This is a genomic window from Streptomyces rubrogriseus (assembly GCF_027947575.1).
Taxonomy (GTDB): domain Bacteria; phylum Actinomycetota; class Actinomycetes; order Streptomycetales; family Streptomycetaceae; genus Streptomyces; species Streptomyces rubrogriseus.
Window position 1 is genome coordinate 2,833,129 of sequence record NZ_CP116256.1, and the last position, 13,187, is coordinate 2,846,315.

19 protein-coding genes are annotated in these 13,187 nt (G+C 67.8%); all 19 read left to right on the top strand.

The annotated features are described in order from the left end of the window. Nucleotide 1: 1 nt before the first annotated feature. The 19 genes from Sru02f_RS12855 (at nucleotide 2) to Sru02f_RS12945 (ending at nucleotide 13,174) form a co-directional block, all read left to right on the top strand. Nucleotides 2-712, top strand: a complete 711-nt coding sequence (locus Sru02f_RS12855; RefSeq protein WP_109030142.1) for a hypothetical protein — start codon at nucleotides 2-4, stop codon at nucleotides 710-712. A 542-nt stretch (nucleotides 713-1,254) separates the two neighbouring features. Further along, a complete protein-coding gene (locus Sru02f_RS12860; RefSeq protein ID WP_109030144.1) occupies nucleotides 1,255-1,860 on the top strand; it encodes a class I SAM-dependent methyltransferase in 606 nt (201 codons plus the stop codon). Between the two features lie 265 nt (nucleotides 1,861-2,125). Beyond that, the gene (locus tag Sru02f_RS12865) at nucleotides 2,126-3,007 is read left to right on the top strand and encodes an NAD-dependent epimerase/dehydratase family protein (RefSeq protein WP_109030145.1); all 882 of its coding nucleotides are present in this window, start codon (nucleotides 2,126-2,128) and stop codon (nucleotides 3,005-3,007) included. Nucleotides 3,008-3,082: 75 nt separating this feature from the next. Then, nucleotides 3,083-3,307, top strand: a complete 225-nt coding sequence (locus Sru02f_RS12870; RefSeq protein ID WP_159107499.1) for a hypothetical protein — start codon at nucleotides 3,083-3,085, stop codon at nucleotides 3,305-3,307. Next, nucleotides 3,304-3,654 carry a hypothetical protein gene (locus Sru02f_RS12875; protein ID WP_159107500.1) on the top strand — a complete coding sequence of 117 codons (351 nt, stop codon included), beginning with the start codon at nucleotides 3,304-3,306 and terminating at the stop codon, nucleotides 3,652-3,654. The genes Sru02f_RS12870 and Sru02f_RS12875 overlap by 4 nt, the downstream gene beginning before the upstream one ends. Then, nucleotides 3,651-3,890 (top strand): hypothetical protein, encoded by a 240-nt coding sequence (locus Sru02f_RS12880; protein ID WP_109030148.1) that lies wholly within the window; start codon nucleotides 3,651-3,653, stop codon nucleotides 3,888-3,890. Before Sru02f_RS12875 ends, Sru02f_RS12880 begins: the two co-directional genes overlap by 4 nt. Nucleotides 3,891-3,912: 22 nt before the next feature. Next, the gene (locus tag Sru02f_RS12885) at nucleotides 3,913-4,125 is read left to right on the top strand and encodes a hypothetical protein (RefSeq protein WP_109030149.1); all 213 of its coding nucleotides are present in this window, start codon (nucleotides 3,913-3,915) and stop codon (nucleotides 4,123-4,125) included. Nucleotides 4,126-4,143: 18 nt separating this feature from the next. Further along, the gene (locus Sru02f_RS12890) at nucleotides 4,144-4,581 is read left to right on the top strand and encodes a hypothetical protein (protein WP_109030150.1); all 438 of its coding nucleotides are present in this window, start codon (nucleotides 4,144-4,146) and stop codon (nucleotides 4,579-4,581) included. Between the two features lie 20 nt (nucleotides 4,582-4,601). Continuing rightward, nucleotides 4,602-4,769, top strand: a complete 168-nt coding sequence (locus Sru02f_RS12895) for a hypothetical protein (RefSeq protein WP_159107501.1) — start codon at nucleotides 4,602-4,604, stop codon at nucleotides 4,767-4,769. Then, on the top strand, nucleotides 4,769-5,440 hold the full coding sequence (locus Sru02f_RS12900; protein WP_109030151.1) for a hypothetical protein: 672 nt from the start codon (nucleotides 4,769-4,771) through the stop codon (nucleotides 5,438-5,440). Before Sru02f_RS12895 ends, Sru02f_RS12900 begins: the two co-directional genes overlap by 1 nt. Further along, nucleotides 5,433-5,636: a hypothetical protein gene (locus tag Sru02f_RS12905; RefSeq protein WP_109030152.1), complete on the top strand. Its 204-nt coding sequence runs from the start codon at nucleotides 5,433-5,435 to the stop codon at nucleotides 5,634-5,636. Before Sru02f_RS12900 ends, Sru02f_RS12905 begins: the two co-directional genes overlap by 8 nt. A 2-nt stretch (nucleotides 5,637-5,638) precedes the next feature. Continuing rightward, complete coding sequence (locus tag Sru02f_RS12910) at nucleotides 5,639-5,998, top strand: hypothetical protein (RefSeq protein ID WP_109030153.1); 360 nt, start codon at nucleotides 5,639-5,641, stop codon at nucleotides 5,996-5,998. A 294-nt stretch (nucleotides 5,999-6,292) separates the two neighbouring features. Beyond that, nucleotides 6,293-6,490 (top strand): hypothetical protein, encoded by a 198-nt coding sequence (locus tag Sru02f_RS12915; protein ID WP_109030155.1) that lies wholly within the window; start codon nucleotides 6,293-6,295, stop codon nucleotides 6,488-6,490. Between the two features lie 814 nt (nucleotides 6,491-7,304). Next, nucleotides 7,305-7,580 (top strand): HNH endonuclease, encoded by a 276-nt coding sequence (locus Sru02f_RS12920; protein WP_159107502.1) that lies wholly within the window; start codon nucleotides 7,305-7,307, stop codon nucleotides 7,578-7,580. A 427-nt stretch (nucleotides 7,581-8,007) separates the two neighbouring features. Beyond that, nucleotides 8,008-8,649, top strand: a complete 642-nt coding sequence (locus Sru02f_RS12925) for a bifunctional DNA primase/polymerase (protein WP_109030158.1) — start codon at nucleotides 8,008-8,010, stop codon at nucleotides 8,647-8,649. An 81-nt stretch (nucleotides 8,650-8,730) separates the two neighbouring features. Continuing rightward, complete coding sequence (locus Sru02f_RS12930) at nucleotides 8,731-9,171, top strand: phage terminase small subunit (protein WP_109030159.1); 441 nt, start codon at nucleotides 8,731-8,733, stop codon at nucleotides 9,169-9,171. Beyond that, complete coding sequence (locus Sru02f_RS12935) at nucleotides 9,143-10,915, top strand: terminase (protein ID WP_109030160.1); 1,773 nt, start codon at nucleotides 9,143-9,145, stop codon at nucleotides 10,913-10,915. Before Sru02f_RS12930 ends, Sru02f_RS12935 begins: the two co-directional genes overlap by 29 nt. Further along, nucleotides 10,912-12,381, top strand: coding sequence for a phage portal protein (locus tag Sru02f_RS12940; RefSeq protein WP_109030161.1), 1,470 nt, complete (start codon nucleotides 10,912-10,914; stop codon nucleotides 12,379-12,381). Before Sru02f_RS12935 ends, Sru02f_RS12940 begins: the two co-directional genes overlap by 4 nt. Then, nucleotides 12,359-13,174 (top strand): VG15 protein, encoded by an 816-nt coding sequence (locus Sru02f_RS12945; RefSeq protein WP_109030162.1) that lies wholly within the window; start codon nucleotides 12,359-12,361, stop codon nucleotides 13,172-13,174. The genes Sru02f_RS12940 and Sru02f_RS12945 overlap by 23 nt, the downstream gene beginning before the upstream one ends. Nucleotides 13,175-13,187: the final 13 nt, after the last annotated feature.

Sequence of the window (13,187 nt, forward strand, 5' to 3'; positions counted from 1 at the left end):
CATGGCCGACGACCTGCTCGTCATCATCCCCACCCGAGGCCGACCGCAAGCCGTCATGCCGATCGTCAGGGCGTGGCACGAGACCGGCGCGACGGCCGATCTGCTGTTCGCGGTCGACACTGACGACCCCGAGCTGTCCGCATACAAGCGCGAGGCGGCGAAGTTCAAGTCGGGCGGGCAGATCCGGTTCACGTTCGGCAAGCGGCGGCGGCTGGTCGGCACCCTCAACCAGCAGGCCGTGAAGGCGGCCAAGGACTACCGGTTCCTGGCGTTCATGGGTGACGATCACCGTCCCCGCCCCGCCGCGATGCCGTGGGATGCCCGCATCCGCGAGTGCCTGTCGGGCGGGCCCGGCATCGTCTACGGCAACGACCTGCTGCAAGGCGAGAAGATGGCCACTGCCGTCGCCATGACCGCCGACATCGTCCGAACGCTGAACTACATGGCGCCGCCCAGCATGGTGCACCTGTGCGTCGACCTGGTGTGGGTCGACTGGGGGCGCGGCATGGGGCGGATCACCTACCTCGACGACATGGTGATCGAGCACCTGCACCCGGCCGCGTCGAAGGCCGAACTCGATGCCGTGTACGAGGAGTGCAACAGCGAGCAGCAGGTGTCCGCCGACACGGCCGCCTACTACGAGTACCGCGACGGCGGCGGCCTCGAAGCCGACCTTGCCAAGCTGCGGAAGCTCATCGAGGAGGCGGCGTGATCCTCGCCTGCAAGGGCTGCGGTCGTACCAAGCCTGCCCCCGACGGAACACCGAACGACATCCACCCATCCGAGCACTGCGGAAGTTGCCCGCCATGGGCATGCGAGACATGCGGGGAGACGTGCAGCGCCACAGCGTTGTGCTCGTGCTGGCTGCCGCTCGACGGAATGGCGCATGCCGATATCAAAGCCCTCTTCGCGGCCGATGGCACGTTCAACCTCGGCGGACTGATCGGATCCAGGGGGAGCGATGGGCGTCCGTGACCACGAAACGCCCCCCTCGACCTGGTGCGATTGGTGGACCGAAGTCCATGACCTCACCGCCGACATCTCCTACGGCTGGGTTCCGCCGGAACTGACAGCAGACCCCGGCGACCCCAACCCCTGGTTCTGGCACTGGTGCAGCCAGCAAGGGCAGTGGAATGCGCAGGCCGCGCCCGAGCACTCGCTCGTGGCGCGTCAGCCGCTGCACATGGAGCCGTCCCTTCTGTGGTCGTGCTGCGGGACACACGGATTCGTCCGCAACGGGGAGTGGGTATCAGCGTGACCGCCGACGACGTCATCAAGGCATGGGACCAGGCCGACCCGACCGCGATCCACCCGCTGCGGCAGGTCTCCGAAGAGGCGTACTGGGAGGCCGGCCGCGCGCAGGCCGACATGCTCGCCACCGTCATCCCCGGCAACGCCAAGGTCATGGACTTCGGATGCGGTGACGGACGCGTCGCCATCCCCATGGCGGAATGGGGCTACGAGGTGACCGCAGTCGACGCCTCCCAGCGCATGCTCGACCGGCTGTGGAAGCGAGCCCCCGAACTGACCGCTGTCCAGGCCGACGCCGACGGCGTCGCCGCACACCTCGGCCGCCGCCGCATGGACGCCGTGTACTCCCTCGCCGTCCTCATCCACCACAGCTACAGCGACTGCCTGCACATCATCGGCAAGCTGCGGGCCGCGACCAAGATCGGCGGCATCCTCGTCCTCGACTGGCCCGTCTCCGACCAGCCGGCCGAAGCCGACAGCTGGATCGGCGTCACCACCTGGTCCCGGCAGCAGCAGGCCGACGCGTGCGCCGAGATCGGGCTGGAGCCTGTCGACAGCGGCCTGCCGTGGGGCGTGTACCGGGCCGTCAAGGCAGGCGTGGGTACGTAATGGGCGACGCTCCTCCCCTGACGTGGGAAGAACTCAAGCCATTCGAGCAGGAACAAGGCGGCTACTGGTACTACCCGTCAGGCTGTGACGTTTACGGCAACGGCAAGGTGTGGGTCCGCGTCCCTCGCCCTGAGCAGCCTGGTGAGATGGTCGGCTTCAAGAACCGGCTCGGCCTCCTACTGCGGGATGTCGAAACGCGTGCGATAGAGACAGGCAATGCCGAGATGGCTGCCTTGGCTGCCCAGTTGAAGCAAGTGGGGGTCCGATGCGAGTCCTCCTGACTGGCGCGTCGGGCTTCGTCGGCCGCCACCTCCACCGCGCGTTGGCCGATCGTGGCGACGACGTGTTCGCCCTCGACCTGCGGCCCACACCCGGCGTGGAAGTCGGTGACGCCCTCGACTTCTTCCGCCACGACGACACCCGCATGGATCTCGCCATCCACTGTGCGGCGATCGTCGGCGGTCGGGCCAGCATCGACGGCTCCCCGCTCGGCGTCGCCACCAACCTCGCCCTGGACTCCTGGTACATGCGGTGGCTGGTCTGCACCCGCACCCCGCGAGCCGTCTACTTCTCCAGCAGCGCCGCCTACCCGGTGGAGCTTCAGCAGCCCGGCGACGTGCGGAAGCTGTACGAAGAGGACATCGACCTCGACCAGCCCGAGCAGCCCGACGCCACGTATGGCTGGGCGAAGCTGACCGGGGAGAAGCTCGCCCGGTACGCGGAGGCGGAGGGCTGCCGGATCCTCGTCCCCCGCCCTTTCTCCGGGTACGGCGAGGACCAGGACGAGGCGTACCCGTTCCCGGCGTTCACCCGGCGAGCCCGCGAGCACCAAGACCCGTTCGAAATCTGGGGGTCCGGCGACTCCACCCGCGACTGGATCCACATCGACGACCTCGTCGGCGCCACCCTCGCACTCCTCGACGCCGAGGTGACCGGACCGGTGAATCTCGGCTGGGGCAGGGCCACCTCGTTCAACGACCTCGCCCGGATCATGTGCGCCGCAGCTGGCTACCAGCCGACGCTGAAGCACCGGCACGACGCCCCGCAAGGCGTCCACCACCGAGTGTGCGACCCCAGCCGGATGCTCGACCACTACATGCCCACTGTGACGCTGGAAGAAGGCGTGCGGCGGGCCGTCAATGTCTGACCCCACGGAAGGCCCGCGCCCATGGCTTCCCCTGTCCCTGACCTGCCCTTGTGGGCATGGAATCTGATCATCGCCATGCAGCAGCACGAAGAGCTGCACGGACGTGAGGACACCTGCCTGAAAGGCGTCCTCCATGCCGTCCCGCCCGAAGTCCTTCAGCAGGCCGAAGCGATCAGCGGCTACGTGAAGAAGGCCAGCGGCCAACAGATCGCCGACAACGCCATGGAGAAGTGGGGCGGCATTATGGACGCCTTCTTCGGGGCACAGAAGGCCGAGGCCGGGCCGGAGGCCGCGTCGTGACTGAGTCTGTTGCCATGCCGAACCCGTGCGAGCACGCATGGGAGTACAACAAGCCCGCCCACGCCAGCGCCTCCGTCCGCATCTGCTCCCTCTGCCACCAGATAGACGGCGAAGAACTGATGCGCACCCTCAACGAGTACGCGACCGCGTTCAAGCAGAAGCCGACGACCCTCGTCTACGCCTGGTCCGACGGCCGCACGTACAGCGTCATCGACCAGCCCGGCGGCATCCCCGACAGCGCACGCGAACGCGCCCTCCTACGCGGACTGCTCGGCCACGCCCTGTCGCAGCTCGATCAGTACGAGATCACCGGACCGCTCGGCATTGCCACCCAGGAGGCGACGTGAGTACGACTGCCGACAGCACCCGCCTCATCAAGACCGTTTGGCGCGGGGAGAAGCCGTGGCACTGGAAGGCCCTCAAGACCGGGCACGTCCAGCCGTTCGGCTACCGCACCTACTGGCGCAGCCGCTGGCTGTGGCAGATCCACTTCACGCCGGTCCACATCGCCCGCGACAACAGCCAGTGGGAGATCGGCCTCTGCCTCGGCAAGCGGACGATCTTCCTGCTCTCACACTCCTAGCCCACAACCTGGAGTCGGCACCATGCAGGAAGATCTGAGCCTCTGCGGCTGGGGCGACTGCCAGGAGACGGCCACGACCGCACTCCGCTTCCGCGATCAGCCCGGCCACATCCACAACTGCGACCCGCATGCTGCACTCAACCGAGAATGGTCCGACGTGATCGAGTCCGCGCCCATGCCGAACTGCCCGTTCGTGCACGGCGAGATGTGGATCGACATGCCCCGCGACCTCTGACCACCCGGAGCCCGCGCCATGGATCTCCACGCCTGGATCACCCAGCAAGTCGACGAGGTCGAGCGACTGATCGAAGAGAACGAGTTCTCGCCCAGCCAGACGGAAGGCGTCCGCCTCCGCTGCGAAGCCGACCGGCGCATCCTCAACCGGCACCGGCTCGATCCGACAGCCGCCAACAGCTCGTTCGAAGCCGCATGCGAAGGCTGCGGGCACGAGTGGCTGTGGGACGATCCCGTGCCGTTCGTCGACAACATCAACGACTGCCCCGAGCTGCTGGACCTCGCGCACGCGCACGGCATCACGCCCGAGATCCTCGCCAGCCTCGACCGGCCGCAGATCCCTAAGCCGCCGCCGCGCAGCGAGCGCCGCCTCGGCCTCGGCGACATCCTCGCCACCCCACCCGTCACCACCAGCCAGGTGCCCGCCGCACTACGCGGACCCCGCTGGAAACCCTGACCACCACAGGAGCCCGCGCCATGGCCCATGACGACAAGAAGGCCACAAGCATCCCGGTCTGCGACCGATGGCTGCACGAAGTCTGGTGGCGAATCGCCCGCTGGCCGGAGAGCGATCGGGCCGCTGGCCGAGTCGCGCTCGCCGAGTACCACACTCATCGTTCCGCACCCAAGGCGGTGACCGGCTGATGGCCCGCCTGCAGATCCTCGAACTCCCCGAAGGCAGCGGCGACGACCGGCCGCCCTTCGTGCTCGTCGTCGACCAGGTGCCCGCCAACGGGGACGGATTCGAAGCCCTCCGACGCGACCTGATGGACGACTACCTCGCCGCGCGCACCGGCGCCCGCGCCGTCCTCGTCTTCGAAGACACCATCGACATCCCCGCCAACGACACCAGCGCCTACCTCCGCGAAGCGGAAGCGACGTGGACCCCGGTCGACGAGATGGAAGTACTCCGTCAGCAGGCCAGGCACAGCGAAGAAGCCGAAGCCATCCGGAAGCGCGTCTCCAAGGAACAGAAGGCCGCCCTCACCGACGCCCTCGGCATGGACGGGATCCGCGACTGGGACGACATCCTCAACGCCGCACGCGGACTCCGCACGCAGCGCGACGCGCAGGCCGAGGCTATCGAGCGTGTCCGCAACCTGCACCGGCCCGTCGAACACAGAGGGCAGACCATCTGCTGGGAATGCTCCGACTACGACTTCCCCGGCCAGACCACCGACAGCCCGCCCGTCGCCCACGACCAGTGCGCCACCCTCCGCGCACTCAACGGGCCGTCCAAGTGGTGCTGCGGCCCTGCCTCCGACACCAACGGCATCACGCACCTCGCCGAGTGCCGAGGCAGACGCGATGCCTGACGTGACGGTGAAGCTGTCCGACGGCATCCGCGACATCACCGTCGAGATCACAGGCGCAGACGAAGCACTCCGCCGCGCCGAAGAAACCGCCATCCGGTTGTACGACGTTGCCATCGCAGGCAGCCCCACCGACAGGCGCGCCGGCTTCGCAGGCTGGTCACCCAGCAGCACAACCGAACGCAGCCCCGAGGAGTAGACGTGGTTCCCGCATCCGTCATGGAGCGCCTCAAGACAGAAGGACGCGCCATAACCATCTACCCCGTCGGGCTCCTCGCCGACCTGTCCCGCTTCGTTCACGAAGCAGATAGGGTCGCCGCCCGCCGACACCTCCGCGCATCACTGCATCGCGAGTGGGAGCGGATCAAGGCCCGCAAGTGGCGCGAGGCGAAGAACTACCTGAACGGCTACCTCGCTGAACACGACACGCTCGGCACCCGATGCGGCACCGGCTGGACGCGAGGGCGTGCACTGCGAGACCTGGCCCGGCATCTCATCGAGCTCGAATCACTCAAGGAGATCGAGCGGGTCTTCTCCGAGCTGCGCGCGAGTGGACCGTGAGCGGCGGCTGGCAGGGTAGCGACCGCAAGAGCCGACTACCGTCGAACTGGGCGACGATCCGCCGCAAGGTGCTCGACCGCGACCCGATCTGCAAGCTGTGCGGCGTGAGGCCGTCCACCCACTGCGACCACATCGAAGCCAAGACCGACGCCCACGCCGAAGACCGACTCCAAGGGGTCTGCGAACCCTGCCACCTGCAGAAGTCCAGCCGCGAAGGCCTCGCCGCGCAGCGCGCCAACCCGCGGCCCGGACGGACGAGGCCACAGGAACCGCACCCAGGGCTGAGGTGACACCATGCCCCGCTGGCTCATCCAATTCCCCGGAGCCCAAGGCCGCGACGACTTCCGCATCGACGACGACCTCGCCCTCACCTTCAGCGGAGACTGGGCCATCTTCACCGACCAGCACGGCCCCAACTACGCACTCCCCGCAGGCCTTGGCGTCATCATCGAACGGGTAGACGAAGACCAGCCCGCGCCGCAGAAGGAGTGATGACCTGTGGCATCCAAGGGACGCGGCCGGCGAGGCAACGCGGAGACCTTCCGCCGGTACTGGGGCCCGTCGGGCAAGGGCGGCGCACGCATCCGCTGGAATACCCCCGGGGACTGGACAAGGTGCAACAGGCTCCTCAGCCGCTACATGGCCGGCCGAGCCCGCGGCTACTGCCAGCTTCTCCACCGGAGGTACACCGGCAGCTACACCGGCAGTCGGGCCAACATCGGCCGACGACGGTGAGGAACCAGCCGACTGTCAGCGGGCGTTGAGACAATAGAACCCCGGCGAGTGCTACCAACACTCCCGGGGCCACGGCCAGCCCTGACACGACAGGACCAGCATGCCCAACGCTACACGCCCCACCACCATCACCTGCGCACGCTGCGGCGCGGAGAAGACTGTCGGACGCACCGGCCCGATACCCACCTACTGCTCCGCCTCATGCCGGGCCCGCGTCAAAGACGAGAGAGCTCGCGCAGACGGGCGGTACGAAGCAGAGCGGACCGCCGCCCGAGAAAAGACTCGGCAACAGCGGGAAGTCAACGCACGTCCGTGCCCTTACTGCACCGCGCCCATGGTCAACCCCCAGCGCAAACAGTGCGGCAGGCCCGAATGCAAGCGGGCCTTCAACGCCGAACGAATGCGAGATTGGAACCGGCAGTACAAGGCTGAGCATGGGCAGTGGTACACCAGGCACCGGCACGGAGAGGCGCAGCGGGTGTACATGCGGCGGCGCCGCCAGGAGATCGGGCACTGGAGGCTGCTCTATCCAGCAGCGGCTGCAGCAGCCGACGCACGCAGGCGAGCACTCGTGCAGCAGGCGCGAACCGACGAGGTGTTCGCACCGCTCGACATCCACGTGCGGGACGGCTGGACCTGCCAGCTGTGCCACGAGCCCATCGACCGAGCCATCGCATGGCCGCACCCCAAGAGCCCGAGCATCGACCACATCGTCCCTCTGTCCCGAGGCGGAGCACACGCACTGAGCAACGTCCAGAGCGCCCACCTCGGATGCAACAGCAGCAAGCGCGACAGGGACATGGAGGCCGCGGTCACCCTCCTCACCCGCCTCGCCGGCCAGGCGTAGGGCAGTCCACCAGGCTGGCCGCCGGGGCAGGGCAGGCATGCATGGCGTGAGGCGCGGCGACGTGGTCACCGTGATCATGGTGCAGCGAGCACAGGTGATCGCTCATGTGAGCCGAACGCTGCACGCCTGAGCCACACGCGCAAGTCAGGCCTATCGGATCGAAACGGACATAGGGTGCGATGGTGTCGTCACTCCAGGTCAGAGGGTCGGGCGGCGCGAACCGGACATAGGGGGCGTACCCCCCACCCGTCGTGATCGACAGATCGGCCTCGTATAGCACCTGACATCCCGCCCGGGTTTCCAAGGTCGCTGACCTGCGGTGATGCGAGCCGACCTGTCGTCAGGCTGCTCCGCGCACACGTCACGGCATGGTAACGGTGCAGGTGGAAGCCCTGTAGCCGTGACACGGGGCGGCTAGACTGGGGTCATGACCTCGACCCCCGCCCCCCGCCGCACCCGGTGTGAGCAGTGCACCGGCCCGCTGCCGTTGATGGCGCGGGCGGATGCCCTGTACTGCGGTGCGACCTGCCGGAAGCGCGCGAGCAGGGCGCGGATCGCGGTCGAGCAGGAGCGGGTGGCCGGCGAGCAGGCCTCGCGTATCCCGTCCGAGTTGACGGCGCGTCCGCGGTGGGTTCGGTACTCGTGGCGGAAGGTGCCGTTGCGGGTCGACGGCCGGTTCGCCTCGGTGGATGACCCGTCGTCCTGGTCGGACTTCCCGACTGTGGCGAAGGCGTCGGCTGGTGAGGGCGTCGGCTTCGTCCTGACGGCCAGTGACGGGATCGTGGTTGTCGACCTGGACCACGCGGTCGAGAACGGTCGAGTGCTGCCGTGGGCGCAGGCGATCGTCGACCAGTTGCCGCCGACGTACATGGAGCGCGGCCGGTCCGGTACCGGCCTGCATCTGTGGTTCCGCGGGTCGGTGCCGGCCGGGCGCCGGGTTCGCCGCGGAGAGGTCGCGATCGAGGTGTACTCCGACCGCCGCTACATGATCGTGGGTGACCGGGTTTCGGGTACGCCCCTCAGTCTTGCCGAGCTGCCTGACGCGGCCGGTTTGATCGCTTCGCTCTGACGCCCCGGCGGCGTCCTGCGGGCGTCGTTGTTTCCAGCCCTCTGTGCGCCCTGGTGGCGTGCTCTGACCCTGGAGGTCGTCATGGGCGCTCGTGGACCTATCGGTAAGCGCTCCGAGGAGCGCATGGGCCATCGCTCAAAGGAAGAGATCGACTCAATCACGAAGGCGCCGTCGGGGCCACCGACGGACCTACCGGACCTGCCGGGCGCGGACCCGTTGTGGCATCCCATCGCCTCGGACTGGTACCTCAGCCTGAGGGAGTCGGGGCAGGCGGCGTTCTATCAGCCGTCGGACTGGGCTGTCGCCCGCTACGCCGCGGACCTGATGTCGAAGGTGCTGCTGTCGGAGCGTGGTCCGAACGGCCAGCTGGTCGCGGCCCTGAACTCGGTGATGTCGTCGCTGTTGACGACGGAGGGGGACCGGCGTCGGGCCCGTATGGAGCTGGAGCGGAAGAAGCCCTCCAGTCAGGCCGATGCCGATGTGACGGTGCTCGATGACTACCGCTCCGCCTTCGGGGGTTGAGCAGGCGGCCGAGGAAGTCCCTGACGAGATCACCCCCGTCGTCATCGGGCCCACATGGACGCGCGGCGAGGACGGGTTGTTCGTCAAGCCGGCTTTCACGCTCGGCTGGCACGTTCTGCTGTGGACGGGCAAGAACCTGCAGCATCGCGGAATGCGGTGGCGGTACACCAGCGAGCAGGTTCGGCTGATCCTTTGGTGGTTCGCCCTGGACCCGGTGACGGGCGAGTTCGCGTACCGGGATGCGGTTCTCCAGCGCCTGAAGGGCTGGGGCAAGGACCCGTTCGGGGCGACATTGTGTGCCGTCGAGTTCGTCGGCCCCTCCCGCTGGACTGGCCGTATCGCGGGGCCGAGGGATGAGAGCGGGGTGCCCGAGGGGCAGCCGGTCGGTGAACCTCATCCAGAGCCCTGGGTGCAGGTCGCGGCTGTCTCAAAGGACCAGACCCGCAACACGATGATCATATTCGGGTCGCTTTTCACTCCGAAAGCCCGAGCCGAGTACAGCATCGACGTCGGCAAAGAGATCGTCTACGCCCACAAAGGAGACGCACGAATCGAAGCGGTGACCTCGTCGCCGCGCGCTCTCGAAGGTGGCCGGACGACGTTCACGCTCCTCAACGAGACGCACCACTGGATCGAGTCGAACCAGGGCCACGAGATGGCGGCGACGATCGAGCGGAACGCCACCAAGTCGGCGGACGGCTCCGCTCGCACCTTCGCGATTACCAACGCCTTCGAGCCCGGCGAGGATTCGGTTGCCGAGCAGACCCGTGACGCCTACGAGGCGGCGGAGGCCGGCCGTGCGGAGGACACGGGGATCCTGTACGACTCGCTGGAGGCGCCGCCTGAAGCCAAGCTGACGAAGCCGTGGCTGGAGAAGGTGCTCCTGGCAGTCCGCGGCGACTCGACCTGGCTGAACATCCCTCGACTGATCAAGTCGATTCTGGACCCGCGGAATCCTCCGTCTCGGTCGCGGCGGTTTTGGTACAACCAGATCGTCGCGGCTGAGGATGCGTGGATGGCCCGCTATGAGTGGGATGCCTGCAAGCGTGATGGCCTTCAGCTCGAGGACGGCGACGAGATCGTGCTGTTCTTCGACGGCTCCAAGAGCGATGACGCGACCGGTCTGTGCGCCTGCCGCATGTCGGACGGCTTCGTGACCGCACTAGGCGTCTGGCAGAGGCCGGCGAACTGGCCGTCCCCGAACACGCCGGGCTTCGTGCCGTATCGGGTGCCTCGGGAAGAGGTGCACGGTGTGGTGGAGAACGCGTTCGCCCGGTTCCGGGTGTTGGCGTTCTTCGCTGACCCGGGCTCCGGGCAGGACGACGATGACGGCGAGATGTACTGGGACGCCTTCATCGACCTGTGGGGTCAGACGTGGGGTCGGAAGCTGGCTTTGCGGTCGGTGGTGTCGGGTCCGAAGGCGCACGCGGTGCGTTGGGACATGCGTGACCCGAGGAATCAGGAGACGTTCACGGAGGCCGTGAAGCGCACGCACGCCGATGTGCTGGAGCGGACGCTGACGCATGACGGGCACAAGACGCTCCGCACACACGTCATCAACGCTCGTCGTCGGACGAACCGGTGGGGTGTGACGATCGGCAAGGAGCACCGTGAATCTGCCCGGAAGATCGACCTTGCGGTGTGCATGGTCGGGGCGCGGATGCTGCGCCGGATGATCCTCAACTCGCCGAAGCGCGCCAAGAAGAAGTCGCCAGGCCGGGGGAGGGTGGTGGTGCTGCGATGACCCTGTCGATTCCCGAGCTGCCGCTGGTGTATCTGTCTGACGAGGAGCAGGCGCTGATCAACCTGCTGCGTGCCGACATGCTGCGGGACCGGTGGGCGCTGCAGTTGCGGGACGCCTATTTCAACGGCGAGCAGCTGATCCGCGACCTGGGAATCTCGATTCCGCCGCAGCTCAAGGGTCTGCATACGGTGATCGGCTGGCCTCGGGTGGGTGTCGAAAGCCTGGAGGAGCGCCTGGATTTGGAGGCGTTCCGGTGGGCGGACGGCTCGGATTCGTCGGAGTTGACGGAGATCGCCGAGGCGAACGACCTGTTCGACGAGTCGTCGCTGGCTCACCTGGACGCCTTCGTGTACGGCCGGGAGTATCTGGCGGTCGGTTCGGGTGGTTGCGGAACGGATGAGTGCCCGCCGCTGATCACGGCGGAGTCGCCGTTGGACATGACGCTGATGTGGGATGCCCGCATGCGCATGGGCACCGCGGCGCTCCGCGAGTGCGCCGCCGACTCGTACATTGAGGCGGGCCCTGAGCAGCGGATGCTGGTCCTGTATCTGCCGGACCAGACGGTGATGTGCTTGCCGTCGGAGTCGGGAGGCTGGGAGGTCGTCGACCGGGACGAGCACAAGCTCGGTGTCGTGCCGGTGGTCAGGTTGGCGAACCGGCAGCGAACTGCGGACCGGGTCGGCAAGTCGGAGATCACGCCTGAGGTCATGTCGATCACGGATGCCGCCTGTCGGCGCCTGATGGGTATCGAGGTCGCGGCCGAGTTCTTCGGGGCGCCAGCTCGCTACATTCTGGGTGCAAGCGAGTCTGCGTTCCAGGATGCAGAGGGCAACGCCAAGTCGGCGTGGGAAACGTATATCGGTCGGGTGCTCGCGCTGGAGCGGGACGAGGAAGGCAACGTGCCGGACGTAGGTACGTTCCCCGCCCATGATCCGTCCGGCCAGACGAAGATCATCGATCTGTATGCGCGGATCATGGCGTCGCAGATGTCGGTGGCCCCGCACGTCCTCGGCTACAGCAGCGACAACCCAGCCTCCGCAGACGCGATCCGGTTCGCCGACAACCGGCAGGTGAAGAAGGCCGAGCGCCGCATCCGCCGGTTCGGTGCAGGGTGGCAGCAGGCCATGCGGCTCGCCCTGTGGATCCGTGACGGGGAGCCGCCGGACAAGACGCGTCGCATCGAAACAGTGTGGCGGAATCCGGCGACACCGACGGTGGCCGCCCAGGTGGATGCCACGGTCAAGCTGGTGCAGGCAGGCGTCCTCCCGGCGGACAGTGACGTCACCCTGGAGATGGCTGGGTTCACGGAGCCGCAGCGGCAGCGAATCGCGGCGGACCGGCGCCGTGGCGCCGGTCGGGCGGCTGGCAGCGCGCTACTCGACCGTTTCGCCGAGATCCGGGCTGGCTCGTCTACGGCGAGCACCGAGCCGTCGGAGGCCGACGGTGGCGTCGACGACCTCGGATAGCTCACCCGGTGTGGCCCGTTGGCGGTCCGCGCAGCAGGGCTTGACGGCTCTGCTGCTGCGGGATCTGCGAACGCTGCGGCGGCTGATCAATCCGCGCCGGTTGCAGGCGACGGTGCCCCCGTGGATCGAGGCAGTGGCCGCTGTGGTGGACCAGTACGCGGAAGTGTCGGCGGCTCTGGCCGCGGACTTCTACGACGGGCAGCGCGCAGACGCCGGTGTGCCGGACGGGTTCACGGCCCGGCTGGCGGACGCCCCGCCGGGCGAGCAGGTGGACGCGTCAATGCGGTGGGCCACGAAAGACGTATGGGACCGAGACGCCGACGTGGCGACCCCGGTGCAGCTGGAGCCGCTGGACGTCCGGCTGGAGGCCGCGTTCGTGAAGGCGGACATGGCCACACAGCGTCTTGTGGCTGATGTGGGCCGGGAGACGGTCCGTCAGGCGGTCAGGCAGGATCGGCAGGCTGTGGCGTATGCCCGGGTGGCAGCGCTCGGCGCCTGCTCCTTCTGCAAGCTCATGGCATCCCGCGGGTCGGTCTATGCCACGGCAGAAACCGCAGGTCGGGATGCGAATGACCGGTTCTCCGGTGACGCGTCGGTGGTGAAGTTCCACAACAACTGCCACTGCGGGATCCTGCCGGTCTTCCGCGGTCAACGGTTCCAACTGTCGCCGCACGCGGCGCGCTGGGACGAGATCTACCGCGAGTACGCCCAAGGCCATCCGGGAGACCAGCTTCGCCTGTTCAGGCGGGCCCTGGCGGAGCACGACGACCATCCGCTTCCCGGATCTCACTGATCAACCCGGTCGC

Bases quoted from the DNA above. Each gene is read 5' to 3' on its own strand.
- Sru02f_RS12855 (WP_109030142.1), top strand. From the start codon at position 2: ATGGCCGACGACCTGCTCGTCATCATCCCCACCCGAGGCCGACCGCAA.
- Sru02f_RS12865 (WP_109030145.1), top strand. From the start codon at position 2,126: ATGCGAGTCCTCCTGACTGGCGCGTCGGGCTTCGTCGGCCGCCACCTC.
- Sru02f_RS12870 (WP_159107499.1), top strand. From the start codon at position 3,083: ATGCAGCAGCACGAAGAGCTGCACGGACGTGAGGACACCTGCCTGAAA.
- Sru02f_RS12885 (WP_109030149.1), top strand. From the start codon at position 3,913: ATGCAGGAAGATCTGAGCCTCTGCGGCTGGGGCGACTGCCAGGAGACG.
- Sru02f_RS12890 (WP_109030150.1), top strand. From the start codon at position 4,144: ATGGATCTCCACGCCTGGATCACCCAGCAAGTCGACGAGGTCGAGCGA.
- Sru02f_RS12895 (WP_159107501.1), top strand. From the start codon at position 4,602: ATGGCCCATGACGACAAGAAGGCCACAAGCATCCCGGTCTGCGACCGA.
- Sru02f_RS12900 (WP_109030151.1), top strand. From the start codon at position 4,769: ATGGCCCGCCTGCAGATCCTCGAACTCCCCGAAGGCAGCGGCGACGAC.
- Sru02f_RS12905 (WP_109030152.1), top strand. From the start codon at position 5,433: ATGCCTGACGTGACGGTGAAGCTGTCCGACGGCATCCGCGACATCACC.
- Sru02f_RS12915 (WP_109030155.1), top strand. From the start codon at position 6,293: ATGCCCCGCTGGCTCATCCAATTCCCCGGAGCCCAAGGCCGCGACGAC.
- Sru02f_RS12925 (WP_109030158.1), top strand. From the start codon at position 8,008: ATGACCTCGACCCCCGCCCCCCGCCGCACCCGGTGTGAGCAGTGCACC.
- Sru02f_RS12930 (WP_109030159.1), top strand. From the start codon at position 8,731: ATGGGCGCTCGTGGACCTATCGGTAAGCGCTCCGAGGAGCGCATGGGC.
- Sru02f_RS12935 (WP_109030160.1), top strand. From the start codon at position 9,143: ATGACTACCGCTCCGCCTTCGGGGGTTGAGCAGGCGGCCGAGGAAGTC.
- Sru02f_RS12940 (WP_109030161.1), top strand. From the start codon at position 10,912: ATGACCCTGTCGATTCCCGAGCTGCCGCTGGTGTATCTGTCTGACGAG.